Source organism: Aeromonas mytilicola subsp. aquatica (assembly GCF_044336385.1).
Classification (GTDB): domain Bacteria; phylum Pseudomonadota; class Gammaproteobacteria; order Enterobacterales; family Aeromonadaceae; genus Aeromonas; species Aeromonas rivipollensis.
In genome coordinates this window covers 995223-1014142 of record NZ_CP172298.1, presented here as the reverse complement: position 1 = coordinate 1014142, position 18920 = coordinate 995223, and the positions used below count along the sequence as shown (strand labels likewise).

Here is an 18920-nt window from a genome sequence, read left to right as displayed (position 1 = left end):
TCAGTGACTGCTCACTGGCAGATCACCGGACCAGCCGAGCGGGCCCGGCTTGGCCGCCTCCAGCTGCACCAGGCTGATGGCCCGCTCCCAGAAGCCCCCCTCGCAGTAGGCGAAATAGAAGTGCCACAACCGGATGAAATCCTGGCTGTAGCCGAGCCTTGGCAACTCCGGGGCCAGCGCCAGGAAGCGTTCGCACCAGTGGGCCAGGGTACGAGCGTAGTGGTGGCCGTGATCGTGCAGCCGCACCAGCTGCATGTCGGTCTCCCGGGCGAGCAGCCCCGCCATCTGGGAGACGCTCGGCAGACAGCCGCCGGGGAAGATGTAGCGCTGGATGAAGTCGACACCGCGCAGATACTGGGCGTGGCGCTGATCGGCTATGGTGATGGCCTGAATGAGCAGGCGGCCGCCGGGTCTGAGCAGGCGCGACAGCTGGCGGAAGTAGTCCGGCAGGAAGGCGTGCCCCACCGCCTCTATCATCTCGATGGAGACCAGCTTGTCGAAGCTCCCCTCCAGCTTGCGATAATCCTCCAGCAGCAGGGTGATGCGATCCCCCAGCCCCTCCCGGGCAATCCACTCTTTTGCGTAGTCATGCTGGGCCTGGGAGATGGTGGTGGTGGTCACCCGGCAGCCGTAATGGCGGGCGGCATAGACAGCCAGGCCGCCCCAGCCGGTGCCTATCTCCAGCAGGTGATCCTCCGGCCCCAGCTCGAGCCGCTCGCAGATGGTGCGCAGCTTGGCCTGCTGCCCCTGCTCCAGGCTGGCCTCGGCGCTCGGGTAGATGGCGCTCGAATACTGCATGTGGCTGTCGAGGAAGCCCTGATAGAGGGTATTGCCGAGATCATAGTGAGCGGCGATGTTGGATCTCGACCCGGTCAGGGTATTGCGATTGAGCCAGTGGCGCACCTTGTTGAAGGGGAAGCTGAGCCAGCCTAGCCGCCGCTCCAGGGTGTCGAGCAGCGTCAGGTTGCGGGCCAGCAGCCGCACCAGGACCACAGGATCCGGGCTGGTCCAGAGCCCCTCCACCCAGGTCTCACCGGCGGCAATGCTGCCCCCCAGCAACAGGCGGCGATAGAAGGCAGGATCCTGCACTATCACCTCGGCATGGAGATCTGTGCCCGCCACCCCGAAGCTGTGGCGCTCGTTGCCGTCCCGCAGCAGCAGTTGCCCCTGTTCGAGGCGTCCCAGCAGGCTGAGCAGCAGTTGCCTGGCCCCCTTGTCGATGAAGGAGGCAGAGAGGGTTGATTGAGCAAGTTCCATTAGCGGCTCTCCGGATGGGTGAATATAGGTGTTCGTTTGATAAAAAGACGCAGGGCCTGCCAGTAGATACCGAGCAGCACCTTGAGGGTCATCCAGGGCCAGCGGGCGAGCAGGGCCACCAGCCCCTTGCGCGACAGCGGCTCGCGGCGCAGCGCCAGAGTGGCGTCGAACAGCTTGGCCTCGCCGGACGTCGGATGACTCTCGATATGGATCAGCGTCTCCTGCGCCGGCGCCCGGATGCGCCAGTGGTAGCGCATGGCCAGCCCCATGAAGGGGGATACGTGAAAATCCTTGTCCTGGGGCGCCAGGGCCGCCAGATCCAGCAGATAGTAGTGGCGCTCGTTCCAGGGGGTGTTCGACACTTCCGCCAGCAGATAGCGCGCCTCCCCCTCCCGGTAGCAGAAGTAGAAGTTGACCGGGCTGAAGTAGAAGCCCAGGCATCGCACGTTGCCAAGCAGCAGCACCCGACCGTCCGGCTCGGCACTGCCGCCAAGGGCGGCCACCTTGTCCCACACCGCCTGCTTGAGGCTGCCCTCGCTGCCACTCAGATAATCGCTTCGGCGAAAGGAGAGCAGCCCCGCCCGCTCCACGCCAAACCAGCGCCCCTGGCTGAGCCCCGGCAGTTCGTCCAGATCCAGCCCCAGCATGAAGAGGCCGTAAGAGAAGGCGTGGCTGCGCGGCGCGAAACGGCGGTGGCGCACCGAGCCCTGCCAGATGGCGCTGATGGTGTCCATGGTGTCGCCGGCGGCCTTCATAGGCTGGCTCCGAAGCGACTGGCCACGTCCAGGGCGCTGCGCACCCCGTCCTCGTGAAAGCCGTTGTACCAGTAGGCACCGCAGAAATGGGTGTGCTGCCGGCCGCAGATCTCGGCCCGCCGCTGCTGGGCGGCGATGGAGGCCTGATTGAAGACCGGATGATGATAGACGAAGCGGCGCAGCACCTTGCTCTCATCCACCCGGCCCTGGGGATTGAGGCTGACACAGAAAGGCTGCGGCGAGCTTATCCCCTGCAGGATGTTCATGTTGTAGCTCACCAGGGGGCGTGCCTCGTCGTCATCCCCAAGCTGATAGTTCCAGCTGGCCCAGGCCTTTTGCCGCGCAGGCAGGCAGCTCACATCGGTGTGAAGCCAGACGTCGTTGGCCTGATAGGCCATGTCCCCGAGAATGGCCTGCTCCCCTTCGCTCGCATCCGTCAGCAGGGCCAGCGCCTGATCGCTGTGACAGGCGAGGATCACCTCGTCAAACTGCTCCTCCCCGTAGCCGCTCTGGACCAGTACCCCCTCGGCTGTGCGCCTTATCCCCTGCACCGGGCAGGCCAGCCGGATCCGCGGCAGCCAGCCTGCGGTGAGCGGGCCTATGTATTCCCGCGAGCCGCCCGGAATGACGTACCACTGGGGGCGATTGGCCACATCGAGCAGGCCGTGGTTGGCAAAGAAACGCAGGAAGAAGCCCAGCGGAAAGGCGCGCATGTCCGCCAGGGTGGAGGACCAGATGGCCGCCCCCATGGGCAGTATGTAGTGACGGGCGAAGTAGTCGCTGAACTCCCCCAGTTGCAGGAAATCCCCCAGGGTAGGTTCGCTGCCACCGCCGTGGCGCCCAAGCTCCGCCAGCCAGGCGCGAGCCTCCCGGTTGAAGCGCAGTATCTCCGCGACGAAGCGGTAGAAACGCGGGCTCAGCAGGTTGCTGCGCTGGGCAAACAGGGTATCCAGATTGTGGCCGTTGTACTCCAGCCCCTGGGGGCTCTTGACCGAGAAGCTCATTTCGGTGGGCTGGCGCGCCACCCCGATCCGCTCCAGCAATTTCAGGAAATTCGGGTAGGTGCGATCGTTGAAGACGATAAAGCCGGTGTCGATGGCATAGCTGCGACCGGCCAGGCTGACATCCACTGTGGCGGTATGACCGCCGAGCAGGGGGGCCGCCTCGAACAAGGTGATGTCGTGCAGCTTGTGGAGCAGAAAACCTGCGCTGAGACCCGAGATCCCGGAACCTATGATGGCAATCTTTTTCTTCATGAAGGGGATCCTTTCGAGATGAGAGTGCGCCCCAGCCGCAGCCAGAGCCCGGTCGGCAATGCCCCCAGCAGGCGCAGCAGCCAGATGAAGCGACGGGGGAAGTGGATCTGGTGACGACCGGCGGCCAGCCCGCCCATGATGGCGCGGGAAGCCTCCTCCACCGTCACCAGACAGGGCATGGGAAAATCATTCTTCGCGGTGAGTGGCGTTTGCACGAAGCCCGGGCGGATCAGGGTCACCCCTATGCCCAGAGCCGCGAGATCCAGACGCAGGGTGGCGGCCAGATAGTCGAGGGCGGCCTTGGAGGCGCCATAGGCCTCGGCCCTTGGCAGGGGTAGCCAGCTGACAGAGGAACTGACGATGGCGAGCCGTGATCCTGCCGCCAACCGCGGCAGGAAGGCGGCCAGGGTGTGACCGGTGGCGACGAGGTTGGTCTCTATCACCCGGGCAAACAGCGCGCTATCAAATCCCTCGGCTACATCCATGTACTCGCAGTTGCCGGCGTTGAGGATCAGCAGATCCAGCGTGGGCAGGCCGGCGGCAACCTCTGCCGTGGCGGCGCTGTCCCGTGCATCGAACTGCAGGGGGGTGATCCCCTCATGCGCCAATGCCTGCAACCGCTCGCCGTCGCGGCCGCAGCCCCACACCTGCCAGCCAGAGCGTCGGTAGTCAAGCGCCAGCTGGCGACCTATGCCGGAGGTGGCCCCGGTGATCAGCACACGTCCGCTCATGTCCCCAGCCTCCCCTTGATGGTGCGCACCACGGGCCCGAGCAGCGGCAACTGCTCGTAGAGCATGGCGCCGAGATCGAAGTAGTCCCGGTGCAGGCAGACCTTGCCCCAGGCATCGAACTGCAGCCGGGTGGCACCCTCCACCCGCACGGGTCGCCCGCCGGCGATCCTGGGATGGGCGAAGATCATGACCCAGCTGAGCCAGGCCTCATTGCCCTGCTGCTGCCGGCTGGTGATCTCGAAACGGCACTCCTTGAGCCGCCCGTAGAGGGAGGAGAAATAGCGGGTGAGCGCGGCCAGCCCCTCGATGCGGTGGGCCGGATCGATGAACACCACCTGATCGGCATAGATCTCCGGCAGGCGGTGCAACTGATGCTTGTCCAGTTGCAGATAGAGGACGATGAAGTGGGCCAGCGCGTCGTTCATGTTATTTCTTCTCCAGGTCACGGAACATCTCGATGGCCCTCACCCGTGCAACGGCATGATCCACCATGGGCGCCGGGTAGTCCTGCCGCCCCTTGAGCCGCAACCAGTCGTGGGGCTGGTGCACATAGGTGGCTGGCAGATCGGCAAGCTCAGATACCCAGGTACGGATAAAGTCCCCTTGTGGATCAAATCGTTGCCCCTGAGTCGTCGGGTTGAACACCCGAAAATAGGGGGCCGCATCGGCGCCTGTGCCCGCCGCCCACTGCCAGCCGCCATTGTTGGCTGCCAGATCCCCGTCAATCAGCCGGCTCATGAAGTAATCCTCCCCGAGCCGCCAGTGGATATGCAGATCCTTGGTGAGGAAGCTCGCCACTATCATCCTCAGCCGGTTGTGCATCCAGCCGGTGGCGTTGAGGCAGCGCATGGCGGCGTCGACTATGGGGTAACCGGTACGCCCCTCGCACCAGGCGGCGAAGGCATCCGGATCCCAGCTCCAGGGCAGGGCCGCCGTCTCGGGCTTGAAGGGCCGGTTCATGGAGAGGCTTGGCACCAGCACCAGCAGGTGGCGATAGAACTCGCGCCAGATGAGCTCGTTGAGCCAGACGAAACCGGGCTGCGCCTTGGACTGGGGCCGGCCGCCGAGCCGCTGCTGCAAGGCTGCCACGCACTGACGGGGGCTTATGATGCCCGCCGCCAGATAGGGAGAGAGAACGGAAGTGCCCGCCATAACCGGAAAATCCCGGGTCTCGCCGTAGTCCAGCACCCCCTGATCCAGGAAGGCATGCAGTCGCCGCAGGGCCTCGGCCTCCCCCACGGGCCAGCGGGGATCCGGGGTCGTCTCCCCAAGCGCCTCATCGATAAAGCCCCGCTCGGCGAGCGGCTGCCAGGGCAGGGAGTCGCCCCGCGGCGCCGGGGCTCTGTGGATGACGAAGCCATCCTCATCAAGGGCCTTGAGCCAGGCGCGACTGAAGGGGGTGAAGACCTTGAACATCTCCCTCGAACCGGTCAGCACCCGCCCCGGTGGCAGCACGCAGCAGCCGTTGAGCCAGTGGCAACTCACCTCCTGCTCTGCCAGCGCTGCGGTGACGCCATGGTCCCGGCGCTGTTCGTCAAGCTCGATGGCCTGATTGGCGTAGAGCCGGGTGACGCCGAGCTCGCGGCAGAGGCTCGCAAGCGCGGCAGGCACCTCGGCAAAGGTCTCGACCCGCAGCAGATGAAGCTCTATGCCGAGGGCCGCCAGTTCGAGGCCCAGCGCATCGACCTGGGCCAGGAGGAAGCGCTGACGTATGGGGGCCATCTTGTGCTGCCGCCACTGGGTCGGCGAGATGACAAAGAGGGCCGCTACCGGCTCCTCATCGGCGCCGGCATGACGCAAGGCCGGGTTGTCGGCCAGGCGCAAGTCATTGCGAAACCAGACCAGCCTCATGATTTTTTGCTCCCGCGCCCGCCCAAGCCGCGCGCGGCAGGCTTGTCTGCCATCACCTCGGCCAGGGTCGCCCGCCAGCCGTGGGCGGCCAGCCACTCAGCGTCATAGAGTCGCCCCAGCTCGCCAAAGAGCCGGGTACCGGCAGGCCAGTCGGCGGCCAGCGCCGGCTTGCCCAGCCCGGCCCCCAGCAGCACCCGCCAGGGGGTGGCAGCCCGTCCCTCCAGCAGGGCGACGTGGCGCGGCTCCACCGCCCCCAGCAGTTGCACCTCATAGCCCTGACCTATCAGCTCGTAGGCGCACCAGACCAGATCGAGCGGGCCTACCTGGCCCCAGCTTGCCAGGGTGACCGGCACGCCTTTCTCCTGCTCTATGAGGTGGCGGGCGAAGCGGGTGTGAAGCCAGCCCAGCCACACCTGTTGCAGCAGTTCGCCATCCGGTCGCTCGCGCCACAGGCCCAGCAGCCGCTCCACCAGCGGCTGCAGCACCCTGCTGCGGACCAGTTCGAAGGGATAGCTCGCCAGCAGATCGTTGAGCTCGGCCTCCGCCTTGCGCTGGTTGAAGACGAGCAACGCCTGGCTGAACTGCTCCAGGGTCTGCTGCCAGTGATCGCTCACCGGCTGGGACTGGGGATCGCTCAGGAGCCCCTTGACCTGGCCTATGCTCACTCCCCGCTCCAGCCAACTCAGGATCTCGCCTATCTGGCGGATATCCTGCTCGCTATAGAGGCGGTGCCCCTTGTCGGTGCGAGCGGGCTGCACCAGACCGTAGCGGCGCTGCCAGGCACGCAGGGTGACGGCATTGACCCCGGTGAGGCGGGAGACCTCGCGGATGGGGTAGATCCCCTCCTCAGGCAGAGGAGCAACTTCTTGCGGTAAATCAGACATGACAACGTCCATCAAACAGAGGTGTGAAGCTCCCCGACGCAGGGCCAGCGTCGGGGCAACAAGCGAATTCAGAGGCCGTAACGCAGCTTGAGCGTATCGGGATGCGGGTCTCTGGATAGACCTGAACCCACGTAATCAGCCCAATATTCATAGCCCGTAACGCAGCTTAAGCGTATCGGGATGGGGTTTGGGTAGACCTGATCTGGCCATTCTCAAAGCCCGTAACGCAGCTTGAGCGTATCGGGATGGGGATTGAGATAGACCTGCTCCGCGAGATAGGTATTGGGGTATTCCCGCAGGTAGTGGCGGATCAGGGTGAGCGGCACCAGCAGCGGGAAGATGCCGGTGCGGTACTTGTCTATGGTGTCGGCAAGCTCCTGCTTCTGGGCCGGGGTCAGCACCCGCTTGAAATAGCCCTGCAGGTGCATCAGCACATTGGTGTGGCTGCGGCGGTTTGCCCGCAGGGTCAGGGCCGCCATCAAGCCCTTGATGTAGCTGTCGGCCACCTCCTGCAGGTTGGCCTTGCCGAGGTTGCCGAGCAGCTTGCCGAGGGTGCGGTAGTGGGTGGTGGCGTGGGAGAGCACCAGATACTTGTAGCGCGAATGAAAGCGGATGAGGGCGGCGGCGGTGATCCCGCTGGCGCAGAGCTGCTGCCAGTCGTGATAGGCAAAGACCCGCAGCACGAAGTTCTCCCGCAGTATGGGATCGCACAGGCGGCCATCCTCCTCCACCGGCAGCAATGGGTTGGCCTCCATCAAGGCCTTGGCAAAGAGACCAATTCCCTCCTTGGCGCTCCCCTCGTTGTTGGCGCCATAGATGCGCACCCGCTCCATGCCGCAGCTGGGTGACTTGGCGCAGAGGATGTAGCCGGAGAGGAAGTCGAGCTGGCGAGCCTTCTGCTCGCTGAAGGCAATCAGCTTGTCGGTAACGTCGAAGCTGCCGTTGCTCGCCTCGGCCCGCACCTCCCCATGGCGCTTGACCAGGCGGATGGCGGCGCGGGGGGCGCCGAGGCCGATGGCCATCTCGGGGCAGACGGGGTGATACTCGAAGTGAGCGCCAAGATCCCGTTCGCAGAAACTGGAGCGCTTGTGGCCCCCGTCGAACCGCACTTCCTGCCCCAGCAGACAGGCACTGATACCGACCTTGATCTTGTACATGATGACGCCCCTTGTATAAGCATTGAACCAGTTATAGCAGTTATACAAAGAAAAGAAAGTTGTATAACTATTGCGGACCGATACGACACAAGGGGGGAAACAGGATCACCGGAAAATAAAAAAGCCCATGACCGGGGTCATGGGCAAGATGGAGGTCACGACAGACAGGGAAATCAGAAGCTGTATTTCACACCCAGGCTGGTGATGGATCCTTTCTGCAGATCCCAGTTGCGATAGGTGTAATCGGCGGTGAGGGCCAGGTTCTGGCTCACCTTGTAGGCGGCACCCGCCTTGAAGTCATGCATGTCGTCGGTCATGTTGGCGTAGCGATAGCCGGTGGAGAGCTCGACGGCGCCGATGTCGTAGCGCAGACCCACTTCGCCGTAGAGGCTGCCGCTGCTCTTGCGGGTGATGTTGTCCCAGCCGCTGTCGTTCACGTTGGAGGCGAGCTCGCGCTCCATGCTGTAGCCCATCAGACCCGCTTCACCATACAGGTTCAGGCCGGTGCTGAGGGGAGTGAAGACCCCCATACCCAGATTGGAGATGGCCATGCTGTCATTGCCGCTGTTGCGGGAGCTGTATTCGGAGCCGAAACGGCCGTAGAAGTTGGAGCCGAAGCTCTTGGAGAGATCCAGGCTCAGACCACCGAAATCGCGGTTGTTGCTGTCCTTGCCGCCAACGTAGTCGGACTTGGTGTGTGCCCAGGTGGCAGCACCCTTGGCGTAGCTGAACGCATCTTGCGCCAGGACAGAGGTGGAAGAGAGGCCGGCCAGAACCAGAACAGACAGTGCGAGCTTTTGCATTTTGTTGACTCCGATTGTTGAGTTAGGCGGAACCTAACTGGAATGGAGTCATTGTGACGGGCAAGGGGGGAGGTGCCGAGCGGCAAGCTGTTGCCAAACCATGTCAGATGTAAGCAGATATTGCTGGCGGTTACCGGAGCAACACTCCATGGGGGACGGGCCTGCCCGTCCCCGCCGCCATCCTAGCGGAATTCCACTTCGTCGATCTGCACCCGCACCAGCGGCTTGCCGGTCAGATTGGCCGGACGGGCCAGCTCGATGGCCCGCGACGGACGCTGCTCGCCCTTGCGCAGATAGGATTCCGGCAGACGGTTCTCCCCGACCCAGAAGCGCACCGGCTGGGTCGAGAGCTGCACGCCCTCGGCGCTGAACAGGGTCAGGCTGCCGTTGACCCGCACCACGTTGCGGCTGCCGGTGTTGCTCACCATGAATTGCAGGCGCAATGGATCCTCGCCCTCCACCTGGTTCAGGGTCACAGTGATGCCGTCCCGGGTCGCCTGGGCGAGCAGGTCGGGATTGGCCAGGGCCTGCTCGGTCAGCACGGGCGCCGCCACGCTCGCCGTCACCGTCTTGCCTGGGCTCGCCTCGGCGGGCTTGACCAGCAGGTATTCCCAGGTGAAATCATCGTTGAGCTGCACCTGACGGCCATCGGCCAGGGTGACCTGGGTCAGGGGCGCGGCCTGGGCCAGCATGGGGGAGAGGCAGAGGGCAAGCAGCAGTCTGGACAAGGGTTTCATGGGCAGATGACTCGATAGGGATGCAGAGGGAGCAGTATAAAGAGTCGGGCTGCCCTTGCCTATGACCCGACTCACGTTACGGGCCAGGCCGGGATCAGATGACCAGCAGCTGGGGATCTTCCCCCGATACCATGTCCAGGGTCACCAGATCGAACTGGGCGCTCTGCAGCGCCTTCTGGATGCTCGGCTGCATGTCGAACACCAGGGCCCGCATGCGCTGGGGCACCCTGACCCTGGCCAGGGTGGTGACCCTGTCCGCCAGGGTATGGAAGAAGACCTGGGCTCCGTCCAGTCCCATGTCGAACAGCATCTGCTCGGCCATGTCGACCATGCGCAGGTGACGCCGGTCCAGGGATTCGATATCGGAGAAGCGCTGGCTCAGGCAAGCCTCTCCCCCCGCTCCCCACAGGGCCAGCTGGCGCTTGTGGAAGCCATAGCGAAAGTCCCGGTTGGTCATGCCCTGCTCGGCAAAGATCCAGAGGGTATTGGCCGGCACGCTGTCAAAACGCCGCAGATACTCCCGCATCTCCTCCGCCGAGGCCGACATCAGGATAGGGGGGCCGTCATCGTGTTCGAGCTGCTGACAGAGGTAGCGCACCGGATCCGTCACCTCGGCGAGGTGGCCGAGGTGCACGCTGAAGATCATCTCGTTGGTCTTGATCACCTGATGGGCTATGCCGTAGTGCTTGCAATAGCGCTTGGCCCGGGCCACCGCCTTGCGGCTGAGGGTCGGGTTGTCCAGGGTGATGGCCCGAAAGCGGACCCCGCTGGCCCGGCACAGATCCATGCTGTAGCAGGACTCCAGTCGGCCGGAGAAGGAGACAAGCAGTTCGCCGTAACCGGCCAGGGTATTGATGAGCCTCTGTTCCCTGGCCTGAAAAAGCTGATCGTATCCCCGATTCAGCGCGACTACATTGGCATCCATAACAACGGCTCCGGATGATGAATAGGATGTTATTTTGCGATGACAAAGCTGAATAGACACTTAAAGAATGGGGACAAAGTTGTTCTTTATTCGCTCAAGATGCGAATCAGCCCCCTTAATTTTCCGGGCCCGGCGAAGGGCCCCATCCCCCTCAGGCGGGCAAGTATCCTTGCTCGACCAGCTGCCGGCGGCATGCGGGGGCGTCGGTGAACACCATGCCCTGCAGGCCGAGCGCCCGGGCCGCCGCCACATTGGCCGGGCTGTCGTCGATGAAGAAGCACTCCCCAGCCTTGAGGTCGAACGACACCAGCAGATAGCGGTAGATGTCGGGCTCGGGCTTGAGCATCCGCACCCGGGCCGACACCACCTTGCCGCTGAAGAAGCGCCAGAAATCCTGCTGCTCCAGCCAGTCGATGCTGGCATGGCCCATGTTGGAGAGGGCGTAGAGCCGGTGACCGGCACTGTGCAGCGCCTCGATAAGGGTCACCATGGCGGGATCCGGCAATAAAGAAGCGGGCACCGCCTGCAAGATGGCGAGGTTCTCCGCCGCCGGCAAGCCGGTGCGCTCCTCTGCCTGGCGGGCCATGGCGTGCAGGGAGAGGGTGCCCCTGTCCACCTCCAGCCAGTCGGGGTGGTTGAACAGCAGCTCCGCCAGGGCCTCGGCGCCATCCGGTCCCCGCACCGAGCGCACTATGCCAACCGGGTCCCAGCTCACCACCACCCGTCCCAGATCGAAGATAATCGCCATCCTCTCGTCTCCCCTCTCATTGACCAGAAACAACGGGACCGGTGTGGCACTCATTTGGCCATGGATCCCGACCACCTACCCTGCCCCGTTCAACGCCCCCGGGCAAGTTTTACTTGCATCGGCGTGCCAAATCCCTTAATGGTTATGACGTTACCTTCAGGACAACATCATGCACACAACATTCTTCTTTGCTTTCTCGTTTATCCGGCCCTCATAAGGGAAGGCCCTGTCGTCGCATCAACAGAAAGCAAAGACGAATCGAGCCTCCCCCAGCGGAGGCTTTTTTTTGCAGCAACCACACTCGATTATTTGGATAGGGAACCACCATGGCTACGCTCGACGAGATCAGACAAGACATCACCCAGTTGGATCAGGAGCTGCTCGCCCTGCTGGCCAAGCGCAAGACCCTCAGCATCGAGGTTGCCCGCGCCAAGCAGGCCAATCCCCGTCCCATCCGCGACACCCAGCGGGAACAGGACCTGCTGGTTGCCCTGATCCAGAAGGGGCGTGCCCTCGGGCTGGATGCCCAGTACATCACCCGCATCTACCACACCATCATCGAAGACTCCGTGCTCTCCCAGCAGGCCTATCTGCAGAGCCTGCTCAACCCCCAGCAGCAGGAGCCCATGACCAGCGTCGCCTACCTGGGCCCGCGCGGCTCTTACTCCAGCCTGGCCGCCCGCAAGTACCTGGCGCGCTACAAGGATCAGGTGATAGAGGTGAACTGCCAGAACTTCCGCGAGGTGCTGGACACAGTGGAGTCGGGGCGCGCCGCCTTCGGGGTGCTGCCCATAGAGAACACCAGCTCGGGCTCCATCAACGAGGTGTATGACGTGATGCAGCACACCACCCTCTCCATCGTCGGTGAGCTGACCTACCCCATAGAGCACTGCATCCTCACCGCAGTGCCGACCGAGCTATCCCGGATCAAGACCTTCTACGCCCACCCCCAGGTGTTCCAGCAGTGCTCCCACTATCTGAGCAAGCTGGAAGGGGCGCGCCACGAGATCTGCGACTCCTCCTCCAGCGCCATGATGAAGGTGAAGGAGCTGGGGAGCCCGGATGCGGCCGCCATCGGCAGCGCCGCAGGCGGCGAACTCTACGGGCTGGACGTGCTGGCCGAGCAGCTCGCCAACCAGAAGGAGAACTACAGCCGCTTCATCGTGGTGGCGCGCAAGCCCATAGACGTGGCGCCCCAGATCCCGGCCAAGACCACTCTCATCATGTCCACCTCCCAGAAGCCGGGCTCCCTGGTGGAGGCGCTGCTGGTGCTGCGCAGCCACGAGATCAACATGACCAAGCTGGAATCCCGTCCGGTGCAGGGCAATCCCTGGGAAGAGATGTTCTATCTCGATGTCTCCGCCAACCTGCAGACCCCGGCCATGCAGGCCGCCCTGCTGGAGCTGACCAAGATCACCCGCTACGTCAAGGTGCTGGGTTGCTACCCGAGCGAAGACGTCAAGCCGACCGCAGTGCCGCCGGTACTGATGGGCAGCTAAGCCACCCCGAACGGCAAGAGGCGAGCATCAGGCTCGCCTCTCTCTTTTCTGCCTCCCAACTCTCGCGGGAGGCGCCACAGCCACATTGACCGCCATCGGCTACCCAGCCCCCCGACTAAGCGTTCTGAAAAACTGAACGACACACAAATATCATTCACTCCAGGTATACGACTTAGGTCGCCAACCGGGCCCCAGACTCAAGCTGACGGATTGCCAACCCCGCTCCTGCCCCCAGCCGACCCGGCCCCCGGACAACAAAAAGGCGAGCCCATAGCTCGCCTTTTTGTTACCCCTGTCGGCTGGCTCATAACTTGCCAGCCAGGGTGATAGAGGATGGAGCCCCGCTTCCGGGGCTAGAACTGACCGGCCATCAACTGGTTCAGGTGATAGAGGATGGAGTCCTGCTTCTGGCGCTAGAACTGACCCGCCATCAGCTGGTTCAGGTGATAGAGGATGGAGTCCTGCTTCTGGCGCTAGAACTGACCTGCCATCAGCTGGTTCAGGTGATAGAGGTTGCGGGTATCGAGCTCCAGCTCGGTGGCATAGGTGTTGCCACGGGGATAGGTCGCCACCACACGGGCACCGCGCACCATACCGGCCACAGACACATCCAGGGAGTTGGAGGTCTGGGTCAAGTCCTTGTAGCTGCTCTGGCCGCGCACCTGCTGGCCGTTGAGCTGCTCCGCCAGCTCCCGGTAGGCATCCATCTTGGACGCCCGGATCGCCTGCAACATCTTCTCCGACTGGGAGGGGCCTGGCTGGATGTCGATCACCGCGTAGCCCACCGCCTTGAGCACAGGGAAGTCATCTGGCTTCTCGGCCACGTCATAGTTCACCACCCGGTTGCCGCTGCACGCCGTCAGCAAGAGGGCCATCATCAGGCCAAACAGGATTCTCATGGCTGTCTACTCCTCAGGGGGTCAGGTTGACCAGATGGCCGGACGCGCTCTGGCCGCCCCGCATCAGATAACCCCGGTTGACCGATGCCCGGCCAAAGGAGTTGCTGGCGCCGGACAGATATTGTTGCGGGATCAGGCTCTGGGCCGTGGTCTCCACCATCTTGGTACGCAGATCGATGATCCGGGCATTGACCAGGATCCCCTGCTGATTGCGGCTGAAGGTGCCGGTCAGGATCCGGGAGATGGGCAGACGGGCGGAGAGATCCCGGTAGTTGCGGCTCATCACGAAGTCGCCACTGGGGGTCACTTGAATGCTGCCCGTGGTCTTGAAGTCCACCACCACTTCCCCGCGCCTGTTCAGCTCGTAGATGAAGCTCTCCTCGATCTGCAGACCCATCCAGTTGGTGTCTTTCAGGGTGTCGAGATCGACGAAGGAGGCGACGGCGATGGGCTCGCTCAGGGTGGTGAGCGACTTGCGCTCCATCAGCTGATCCGTCATGCGGGCCACCAGCCAGTTGAGTTCCATCCCCTTGGCCGCCTGCCGAGGATCCCCTTGATCCCGGTTGATGGGGTCGGCCGAGCCGCAGCCGGCCAGCGCCAGCGCAACCGCCAGCGCCGTGATAATTCTGTTCATGGATACCTGTTCCTGTATCTACACCTGACTTGTTATCGGTCGCAGCGGCCAACACTTGAGACGGGAATGCGCGAAGGATCACCCGATGATCCGCCAGAGGGCCTTGGGCGGCGCCAATAAAGAGGCTGGGACCGGGAAATGCGGCGAGCCACGCACTCTTTCGCCGGAACAAGGCATGGATCTTGCTTTTATTTGCGCACCCGGTGCAAACCAGGCCAGTGTCCATGAAGCCGCTCACCCGTCCCCTGGGGCGCAAGAGGGGTTCATCTATTCAAGGTGTACGTTATGAAAGTTGTACTGCTGTCAACCCTGTTGCTGGCCAGTCTGTCGGCCCGCGCCGAGCTCATAGAGGCCCAGGGCAGTGCCGCCATTCTGGGAGGCGACGAGGTCTATGCCCGCGAGCAGGCGACCCGGGATGCGCTGCGTCAGGCCCTGCTGGCCAGCGGCGCGTCCGTCTCCAGCATCCAGCGCCTGGAGAACGGCAGCCTGCGCTCGGAGCAGATCCAGATCCGCTCCGGCGGCGACATTCGCCAGTACCGCCTCAAGCGCGAGGAGGTGCGCAACGGCCGCATGTACATCACGCTGGTGGCCGACATCCAGGCCGAGCGCCAGATCTGCCAGACCCAGCACTACGCCAAGGATTTGACGCTGGTGCGCCTGCGCATGCGCTACCCGGATCAGGCGAGCACGGGCGCCCTCGACGACATGCCGGCGGATCTCTCCCGCCGCCTGTTCGAGACCCTGGCGGCGGCGCCCCAGGGGGTGGTCGCCCGCCAGTGGCTGGACGAGAACCTGCGCATAGACCCGCTCCACCTGCAGCAGGGAGATCGCAGCGCCCTCGAGGAGATCAAGGCCCTGAGCCTGCGCACCGACAGCCAGTATCTGGTGCTCGGCAGCATCGACGATCTCTCCCTCGAGCCCCAGGGCAACCAGCTGACCAGCTGGTATAAGGATCCGATCCGCAACTTCCGCATGCAGCTCTACCTGTTCGACGGCATCAACGGCAGCCTGCTCGGGCGCAAGGAGTATCAGGGCCGGGCCAACTGGACCTTCTCCAAGCGGGAGCTGGTGGGCAGCAACAGCGGCCAGTTCTGGCAGTCCAGCTACGGTCAGGAGGTGAGCTACCAGCTGAAGGAGGCGGCCCAGGACATCATCGCCGAGCTCGCCTGCGCCCCCGTCACCGCCCGCATCGTCGCCCAGCACGAACGGGGCCCCCACATCAGCCTGGGCCGTCGCAACGGGGTCAAGCTCGGGGATCAGTTCCGGGTCCAGCACAGCGCCGACTTCATCGACCCCTACGGCAAGTCCAGGGTGATGCGCAACCCCGCCGACGGCCTGTTCGAGGTGGTGCAGGTGTTCGAGGATGGCGCCATCATCAGCAGTCAGAACAAATATTCGCCGTTTAATGTCCAAATCGGCGATCTGGCCGTATTGGAATAGGAATCAAGGGTTTAAAAGCACAATGCTTCTTGTATAATGCCCGCCACAAGGTTCCCGTAGCTCAGCAGGATAGAGCGGTCCCCTCCTAAGGGACAGGCCACTGGTTCGACTCCAGTCGGGAACGCCAAACAAAACAAGGGGTTGGTATCGCAAGATGCCAACCCCTTGATCCTTTCTGGCCTTCTCCCGACCTTCGCCACCTGCATCCATGGCGGCTGCGTCCCGCCCCCTCTTCAATATTTCCCTGCCACCAACAATCCCAGTGAGCCCCATCAACCATGATCCCGATCATCCCTGATGCTTGCCGCGTCCGGTGGCGGCGCGCCGTCATCTACGCTTGAAGTGCGCCGTTCAGGATGACGGCCACTCCTCATCCGTTTGAGAAACAAGAAGGACATCATGGCTAGCAAAAAAAAATCCAAAGCTGAACAGCCGGTACCGGTCGCCGAGCCCAAGCCCCTTGGCAACAAGGCATACGAGAAGGAGCTGCGTCGCCTGCACGTGGAGCTGGTGAAGCTGCAGCAATGGGTGGTGCACAAGGGGCTCAAGGTTTGCATCGTCTTCGAGGGGCGCGACGGCGCCGGCAAGGGGGGCACCATCAAGGCGATCACCGAGCGGGTCAGCCCCCGGGTATTCAGGGTCATAGCGCTGCCGGCCCCCACAGAGCGGGAGAAGAGCCAGCTCTATTTCCAGCGCTATATTCCGCACCTGCCGGCGGCGGGCGAGATCATCATCTTCGATCGCAGTTGGTACAACAGGGCCGGGGTGGAGCGCGTCATGGGCTTTTGCAGCCAGGAGGCGAGCGACAAATTCCTGGCAGGGGCCCCCATGGTGGAACAGGCCATGGTCGACTCTGGCATCATATTGCTGAAGTACTGGCTGGAGGTGACGCCAGAGGAGCAGGAGCGACGGCTGCGGGATCGCATCGACGATGGGCGCAAGATCTGGAAGCTCTCCCCCATGGACATCAAGTCCTTCGATCGCTGGGATGACTACACCCGGGCGCGGGATGCCATGTTCACCGCCACCGATACCGCCTGGGCCCCCTGGTTCCTGGCCCGCTCCGAGGACAAGAAGCGGGTGCGGCTCAACATCATCTCCCACCTGCTGAGCCACATCCCCTACGAGGAGCTGCCAGCCGAGCCGGTCAAGCTGCCCAAGCGCAAGATTGGCAAGGTCAAGGCCTCGGAGCACCCGTTCCGGGTGATCCCGGAACTCTTCTGATCACCGTCAAGGGGGAGCCTCTGGCTCGCCCCTTGCTCTGCTCCCTCCCTGCTCTGCTGATACTGGCGGATGGCAGCCCTGACATTGAACAGGGCATTGGGGAACCTCTGGCTCGCCCCTTGCCCTGCTCCCTCACGCCCTGCTCTGCTGATACTGGCAAATCGCCGCCCTGGCATTGAACAGGGCATTGGGGGGCCTCTGGCCCGTCCCCTACTCTCTGCTCTGCTGATACTGGCGGATGGCCGCCCTGGCATTGAACAGCATGCGGCTCTCCCCCAGCTGGTCGGCCAGCCCGCTGCGGCGCACGTTCTCGAGCACCCCGGGATTGAGCCCGGCCAGCCAGAGGCTGACGCCCCGGGCGCGCGCCTGCTGCTCCCCCTCCATCAGCATCATCAGCGCCGAGTACTCCACGTCCTGTACCCGACTCATGTCCAGCACCACCACCTCGGGCTGGTGAGTCTCGATCAGTTCGCGGATCCGGGCCGCCACATGCTGCACATTGATGAAGAACAGACGCCCCTCAGGCCGCAGAATAAGCAGGCCCGGGATCGTCTCGTCATCGGGATGGCGGGCGGCCAGCGGCCTCAGCACGTCCTCTCCGGGTTTGCGGCCAATCACATAGACGGGCGGCTGCGCCGTCTGGCTGGCGAGCCCCAGCAGAGAGGCCAGGATGGCGACCACTATCCCCTCCAGGGTGCCAAACAGCAGCACCCCCAGACAGGCGATGGCGGCCCAGCGAAACTCCATCATGCGGATCTGCCCTATCTTGCGAAACTCCCCCGGCTGGATGAGCCCCACCGAATAGACGATGACCACCACCGCCAGGGTGGCGCTCGGCAGCCAGGAGAGCAGCGGGGCGAGGAAGATCATGGTGGCCAGCGCCATAGCGGCGGTGACGGCGGAGGCCCACTGGCTCAGGCCCCCGACGGAGCGCACCACGGCGGTCTGGGAGGTGCCGCCTCCCGCTGGCATGCTGCCACAGAAGGCGCCCCCCAGGTTGGCCAGCCCGGTGGCTACCAGCTCGCGGTTCGGATTGATCTCGGGCTCTCCCTTGCCCACGAAGGCCCGCCCTGCGGCTATGGTCTCGGTGAAGCTCATCAGCGCTATGCCCGCCGCCCCCGGCAGCAGTTGCAACACCAGAGTCAGGTCCGGCATCGTCAGGGCGGGCAGGCCGGTGGGAATGCTGCCGACGATGGCGACACCCACATCGTTCAGGCCAAAACCCCACACCAGGGCTATGCCTATGCCCACCCCCAGCAAGGGGGCGGGGGAATGGGGGAAGCGCCACTCCATGAACACCAGCACCACCAGGGTGACGAGGGCGACCACCAGGGTCAGCCAGGAGCTCTGGGGCAGGGCCTGAGCCAGGTGGTAGAGATCCAGGAAGAAGTTCTCCTTCTGGATGTGCACCCCGAACAGCTTGGGCAGCTGATCGAGGATGATCACCAACCCTATGCCGCTCTTGAATCCCACCAGCACCGGCAGGGAGATGAAGTTGGCCACGAAGCCGAGCCGCAGCACCGCCGCCAGCATCAGCATGGCCCCCACCAGCAGGGTCAGGGTGGCGGTCACGGTGAGCAGCCGACCGGGATCCCCATCCGGCACCACCAGCCCGAGCTGGGTTGCGGTCAGGATAGCCAGCGTGCTGGTGGAGCTGACGCTGAGCACCCGGGAGGAGCCCAGCAGGGCGTAGAGCAACATGGGCACCAAGGCGGTGTAGAGACCGACGGCCACCGGCAGACCGGCCACGCTGGCATAGGCCATGGCCTTGGGCAGCACGACGGCTGCGGCTGTGACACCGGCCAGCAGATCAGACAGGGAGCGCCTTGGCGCCGACGCGGGTGATGACATCTTATCCTCCATGAACACAGGCCCCATGGGCCCTGATGCTGCACCGGCGCTCAAGAGACCGCTGCCAACCTATGACCATGGCCGCCCGCCTGGGCGTGCGGACCATGTCTCTTCACACCATCAAGTGTACGCGCACCGCCTTGCGTCGGGCTGAATGCCTTGAGCGTCGCGGCAGGGAAGGCCCGCAGACAGGGCCATCTCTCTTGGCCTGTTGGCAACCCCCTATACTTCAGCGACGTTGAGCCGCCGGCCTTCCCCATTTCCAAGAG

At 63.8% G+C, this 18920-nt stretch carries 18 protein-coding genes, 1 tRNA gene and 1 other annotated feature; of the genes, 4 read left to right on the top strand and 15 right to left on the bottom strand.

Annotated features, from left to right (window positions below):
- From ACFWHB_RS04925 to ACFWHB_RS04870, 12 genes are all read right to left on the bottom strand, one after another.
- Complete coding sequence (locus ACFWHB_RS04925) at nucleotides 1–1257, bottom strand: class I SAM-dependent methyltransferase (RefSeq protein ID WP_395949582.1); 1257 nt, start codon at nucleotides 1255–1257, stop codon at nucleotides 1–3.
- Nucleotides 1257–2012 carry a DUF1365 domain-containing protein gene (locus ACFWHB_RS04920; RefSeq protein ID WP_395949580.1) on the bottom strand — a complete coding sequence of 252 codons (756 nt, stop codon included), beginning with the start codon at nucleotides 2010–2012 and terminating at the stop codon, nucleotides 1257–1259. The genes ACFWHB_RS04925 and ACFWHB_RS04920 overlap by 1 nt, the downstream gene beginning before the upstream one ends.
- The gene (locus tag ACFWHB_RS04915) at nucleotides 2009–3268 is read right to left on the bottom strand and encodes an NAD(P)/FAD-dependent oxidoreductase (RefSeq protein ID WP_262111372.1); all 1260 of its coding nucleotides are present in this window, start codon (nucleotides 3266–3268) and stop codon (nucleotides 2009–2011) included. The genes ACFWHB_RS04920 and ACFWHB_RS04915 overlap by 4 nt, the downstream gene beginning before the upstream one ends.
- Nucleotides 3265–3999: an SDR family NAD(P)-dependent oxidoreductase gene (locus ACFWHB_RS04910; RefSeq protein ID WP_395949579.1), complete on the bottom strand. Its 735-nt coding sequence runs from the start codon at nucleotides 3997–3999 to the stop codon at nucleotides 3265–3267. The genes ACFWHB_RS04915 and ACFWHB_RS04910 overlap by 4 nt, the downstream gene beginning before the upstream one ends.
- Nucleotides 3996–4424: a nuclear transport factor 2 family protein gene (locus ACFWHB_RS04905; protein ID WP_168235653.1), complete on the bottom strand. Its 429-nt coding sequence runs from the start codon at nucleotides 4422–4424 to the stop codon at nucleotides 3996–3998. The genes ACFWHB_RS04910 and ACFWHB_RS04905 overlap by 4 nt, the downstream gene beginning before the upstream one ends.
- A gap of 1 nt (nucleotide 4425) precedes the next feature.
- The gene (gene phrB, locus ACFWHB_RS04900) at nucleotides 4426–5850 is read right to left on the bottom strand and encodes a deoxyribodipyrimidine photo-lyase (protein ID WP_395949578.1); all 1425 of its coding nucleotides are present in this window, start codon (nucleotides 5848–5850) and stop codon (nucleotides 4426–4428) included.
- Complete coding sequence (locus ACFWHB_RS04895; RefSeq protein WP_395949577.1) at nucleotides 5847–6734, bottom strand: MerR family transcriptional regulator; 888 nt, start codon at nucleotides 6732–6734, stop codon at nucleotides 5847–5849. Before ACFWHB_RS04895 ends, phrB begins: the two co-directional genes overlap by 4 nt.
- Before the next feature lie 212 nt (nucleotides 6735–6946).
- Nucleotides 6947–7891, bottom strand: a complete 945-nt coding sequence (locus ACFWHB_RS04890; RefSeq protein ID WP_106886019.1) for a YbgA family protein — start codon at nucleotides 7889–7891, stop codon at nucleotides 6947–6949.
- A gap of 173 nt (nucleotides 7892–8064) precedes the next feature.
- On the bottom strand, nucleotides 8065–8694 hold the full coding sequence (locus ACFWHB_RS04885) for an autotransporter (RefSeq protein ID WP_106886018.1): 630 nt from the start codon (nucleotides 8692–8694) through the stop codon (nucleotides 8065–8067).
- Nucleotides 8695–8876: 182 nt separating this feature from the next.
- Nucleotides 8877–9431 carry a DUF3157 family protein gene (locus ACFWHB_RS04880; protein WP_106886017.1) on the bottom strand — a complete coding sequence of 185 codons (555 nt, stop codon included), beginning with the start codon at nucleotides 9429–9431 and terminating at the stop codon, nucleotides 8877–8879.
- Nucleotides 9432–9525: 94 nt separating this feature from the next.
- Nucleotides 9526–10356, bottom strand: coding sequence for a hypothetical protein (locus tag ACFWHB_RS04875; RefSeq protein WP_395949576.1), 831 nt, complete (start codon nucleotides 10354–10356; stop codon nucleotides 9526–9528).
- 151 nt (nucleotides 10357–10507) lie between these two features.
- Nucleotides 10508–11104 (bottom strand): HAD family hydrolase, encoded by a 597-nt coding sequence (locus tag ACFWHB_RS04870; RefSeq protein WP_395949575.1) that lies wholly within the window; start codon nucleotides 11102–11104, stop codon nucleotides 10508–10510.
- 165 nt (nucleotides 11105–11269) lie between these two features.
- Nucleotides 11270–11392, top strand: a sequence feature (Phe leader region).
- A gap of 38 nt (nucleotides 11393–11430) precedes the next feature.
- Here ACFWHB_RS04870 and pheA point away from each other — a divergent pair.
- On the top strand, nucleotides 11431–12603 hold the full coding sequence (gene pheA, locus ACFWHB_RS04865; RefSeq protein WP_234567745.1) for a prephenate dehydratase: 1173 nt from the start codon (nucleotides 11431–11433) through the stop codon (nucleotides 12601–12603).
- 473 nt (nucleotides 12604–13076) lie between these two features.
- On the opposite strand, the gene ACFWHB_RS04860 is transcribed toward pheA, so the two are convergent.
- Complete coding sequence (locus tag ACFWHB_RS04860; RefSeq protein ID WP_139745389.1) at nucleotides 13077–13502, bottom strand: LPP20 family lipoprotein; 426 nt, start codon at nucleotides 13500–13502, stop codon at nucleotides 13077–13079.
- A 13-nt stretch (nucleotides 13503–13515) separates the two neighbouring features.
- Nucleotides 13516–14136 (bottom strand): FlgO family outer membrane protein, encoded by a 621-nt coding sequence (locus ACFWHB_RS04855; protein WP_106886012.1) that lies wholly within the window; start codon nucleotides 14134–14136, stop codon nucleotides 13516–13518.
- Nucleotides 14137–14421: 285 nt separating this feature from the next.
- Here ACFWHB_RS04855 and ACFWHB_RS04850 point away from each other — a divergent pair, with 285 nt between their 5' ends.
- The 3 genes from ACFWHB_RS04850 (at nucleotide 14422) to ppk2 (ending at nucleotide 16800) form a co-directional block, all read left to right on the top strand.
- Nucleotides 14422–15576 carry a flagellar assembly protein FlgT gene (locus ACFWHB_RS04850; protein WP_106886010.1) on the top strand — a complete coding sequence of 385 codons (1155 nt, stop codon included), beginning with the start codon at nucleotides 14422–14424 and terminating at the stop codon, nucleotides 15574–15576.
- A 50-nt stretch (nucleotides 15577–15626) separates the two neighbouring features.
- Nucleotides 15627–15703, top strand: a tRNA-Arg gene (locus tag ACFWHB_RS04845).
- A 272-nt stretch (nucleotides 15704–15975) separates the two neighbouring features.
- Nucleotides 15976–16800, top strand: coding sequence for a polyphosphate kinase 2 (gene ppk2 / locus ACFWHB_RS04840; RefSeq protein ID WP_106887873.1), 825 nt, complete (start codon nucleotides 15976–15978; stop codon nucleotides 16798–16800).
- Between the two features lie 210 nt (nucleotides 16801–17010).
- On the opposite strand, the gene ACFWHB_RS04835 is transcribed toward ppk2, so the two are convergent.
- Entirely contained in the window at nucleotides 17011–18651 is a 1641-nt protein-coding gene (locus ACFWHB_RS04835; protein ID WP_368170482.1) for a SulP family inorganic anion transporter, read from the bottom strand.
- Between the last annotated feature and the right edge of the window lie 269 nt (nucleotides 18652–18920).

What these genes read in the sequence shown, in the direction of transcription:
- ACFWHB_RS04925 (WP_395949582.1), bottom strand. Translation starts at nt 1,257, where the DNA reads ATGGAACTTGCTCAATCAACCCTCTCTGCCTCCTTCATCGACAAGGGG.
- ACFWHB_RS04920 (WP_395949580.1), bottom strand. Translation starts at nt 2,012, where the DNA reads ATGAAGGCCGCCGGCGACACCATGGACACCATCAGCGCCATCTGGCAG.
- ACFWHB_RS04915 (WP_262111372.1), bottom strand. Translation starts at nt 3,268, where the DNA reads ATGAAGAAAAAGATTGCCATCATAGGTTCCGGGATCTCGGGTCTCAGC.
- ACFWHB_RS04910 (WP_395949579.1), bottom strand. Translation starts at nt 3,999, where the DNA reads ATGAGCGGACGTGTGCTGATCACCGGGGCCACCTCCGGCATAGGTCGC.
- ACFWHB_RS04905 (WP_168235653.1), bottom strand. Translation starts at nt 4,424, where the DNA reads ATGAACGACGCGCTGGCCCACTTCATCGTCCTCTATCTGCAACTGGAC.
- phrB (WP_395949578.1), bottom strand. Translation starts at nt 5,850, where the DNA reads ATGAGGCTGGTCTGGTTTCGCAATGACTTGCGCCTGGCCGACAACCCG.
- ACFWHB_RS04895 (WP_395949577.1), bottom strand. Translation starts at nt 6,734, where the DNA reads ATGTCTGATTTACCGCAAGAAGTTGCTCCTCTGCCTGAGGAGGGGATC.
- ACFWHB_RS04890 (WP_106886019.1), bottom strand. Translation starts at nt 7,891, where the DNA reads ATGTACAAGATCAAGGTCGGTATCAGTGCCTGTCTGCTGGGGCAGGAA.
- ACFWHB_RS04885 (WP_106886018.1), bottom strand. Translation starts at nt 8,694, where the DNA reads ATGCAAAAGCTCGCACTGTCTGTTCTGGTTCTGGCCGGCCTCTCTTCC.
- ACFWHB_RS04880 (WP_106886017.1), bottom strand. Translation starts at nt 9,431, where the DNA reads ATGAAACCCTTGTCCAGACTGCTGCTTGCCCTCTGCCTCTCCCCCATG.
- ACFWHB_RS04875 (WP_395949576.1), bottom strand. Translation starts at nt 10,356, where the DNA reads ATGGATGCCAATGTAGTCGCGCTGAATCGGGGATACGATCAGCTTTTT.
- ACFWHB_RS04870 (WP_395949575.1), bottom strand. Translation starts at nt 11,104, where the DNA reads ATGGCGATTATCTTCGATCTGGGACGGGTGGTGGTGAGCTGGGACCCG.
- pheA (WP_234567745.1), top strand. Translation starts at nt 11,431, where the DNA reads ATGGCTACGCTCGACGAGATCAGACAAGACATCACCCAGTTGGATCAG.
- ACFWHB_RS04860 (WP_139745389.1), bottom strand. Translation starts at nt 13,502, where the DNA reads ATGAGAATCCTGTTTGGCCTGATGATGGCCCTCTTGCTGACGGCGTGC.
- ACFWHB_RS04855 (WP_106886012.1), bottom strand. Translation starts at nt 14,136, where the DNA reads ATGAACAGAATTATCACGGCGCTGGCGGTTGCGCTGGCGCTGGCCGGC.
- ACFWHB_RS04850 (WP_106886010.1), top strand. Translation starts at nt 14,422, where the DNA reads ATGAAAGTTGTACTGCTGTCAACCCTGTTGCTGGCCAGTCTGTCGGCC.
- ppk2 (WP_106887873.1), top strand. Translation starts at nt 15,976, where the DNA reads ATGGCTAGCAAAAAAAAATCCAAAGCTGAACAGCCGGTACCGGTCGCC.
- ACFWHB_RS04835 (WP_368170482.1), bottom strand. Translation starts at nt 18,651, where the DNA reads ATGTCATCACCCGCGTCGGCGCCAAGGCGCTCCCTGTCTGATCTGCTG.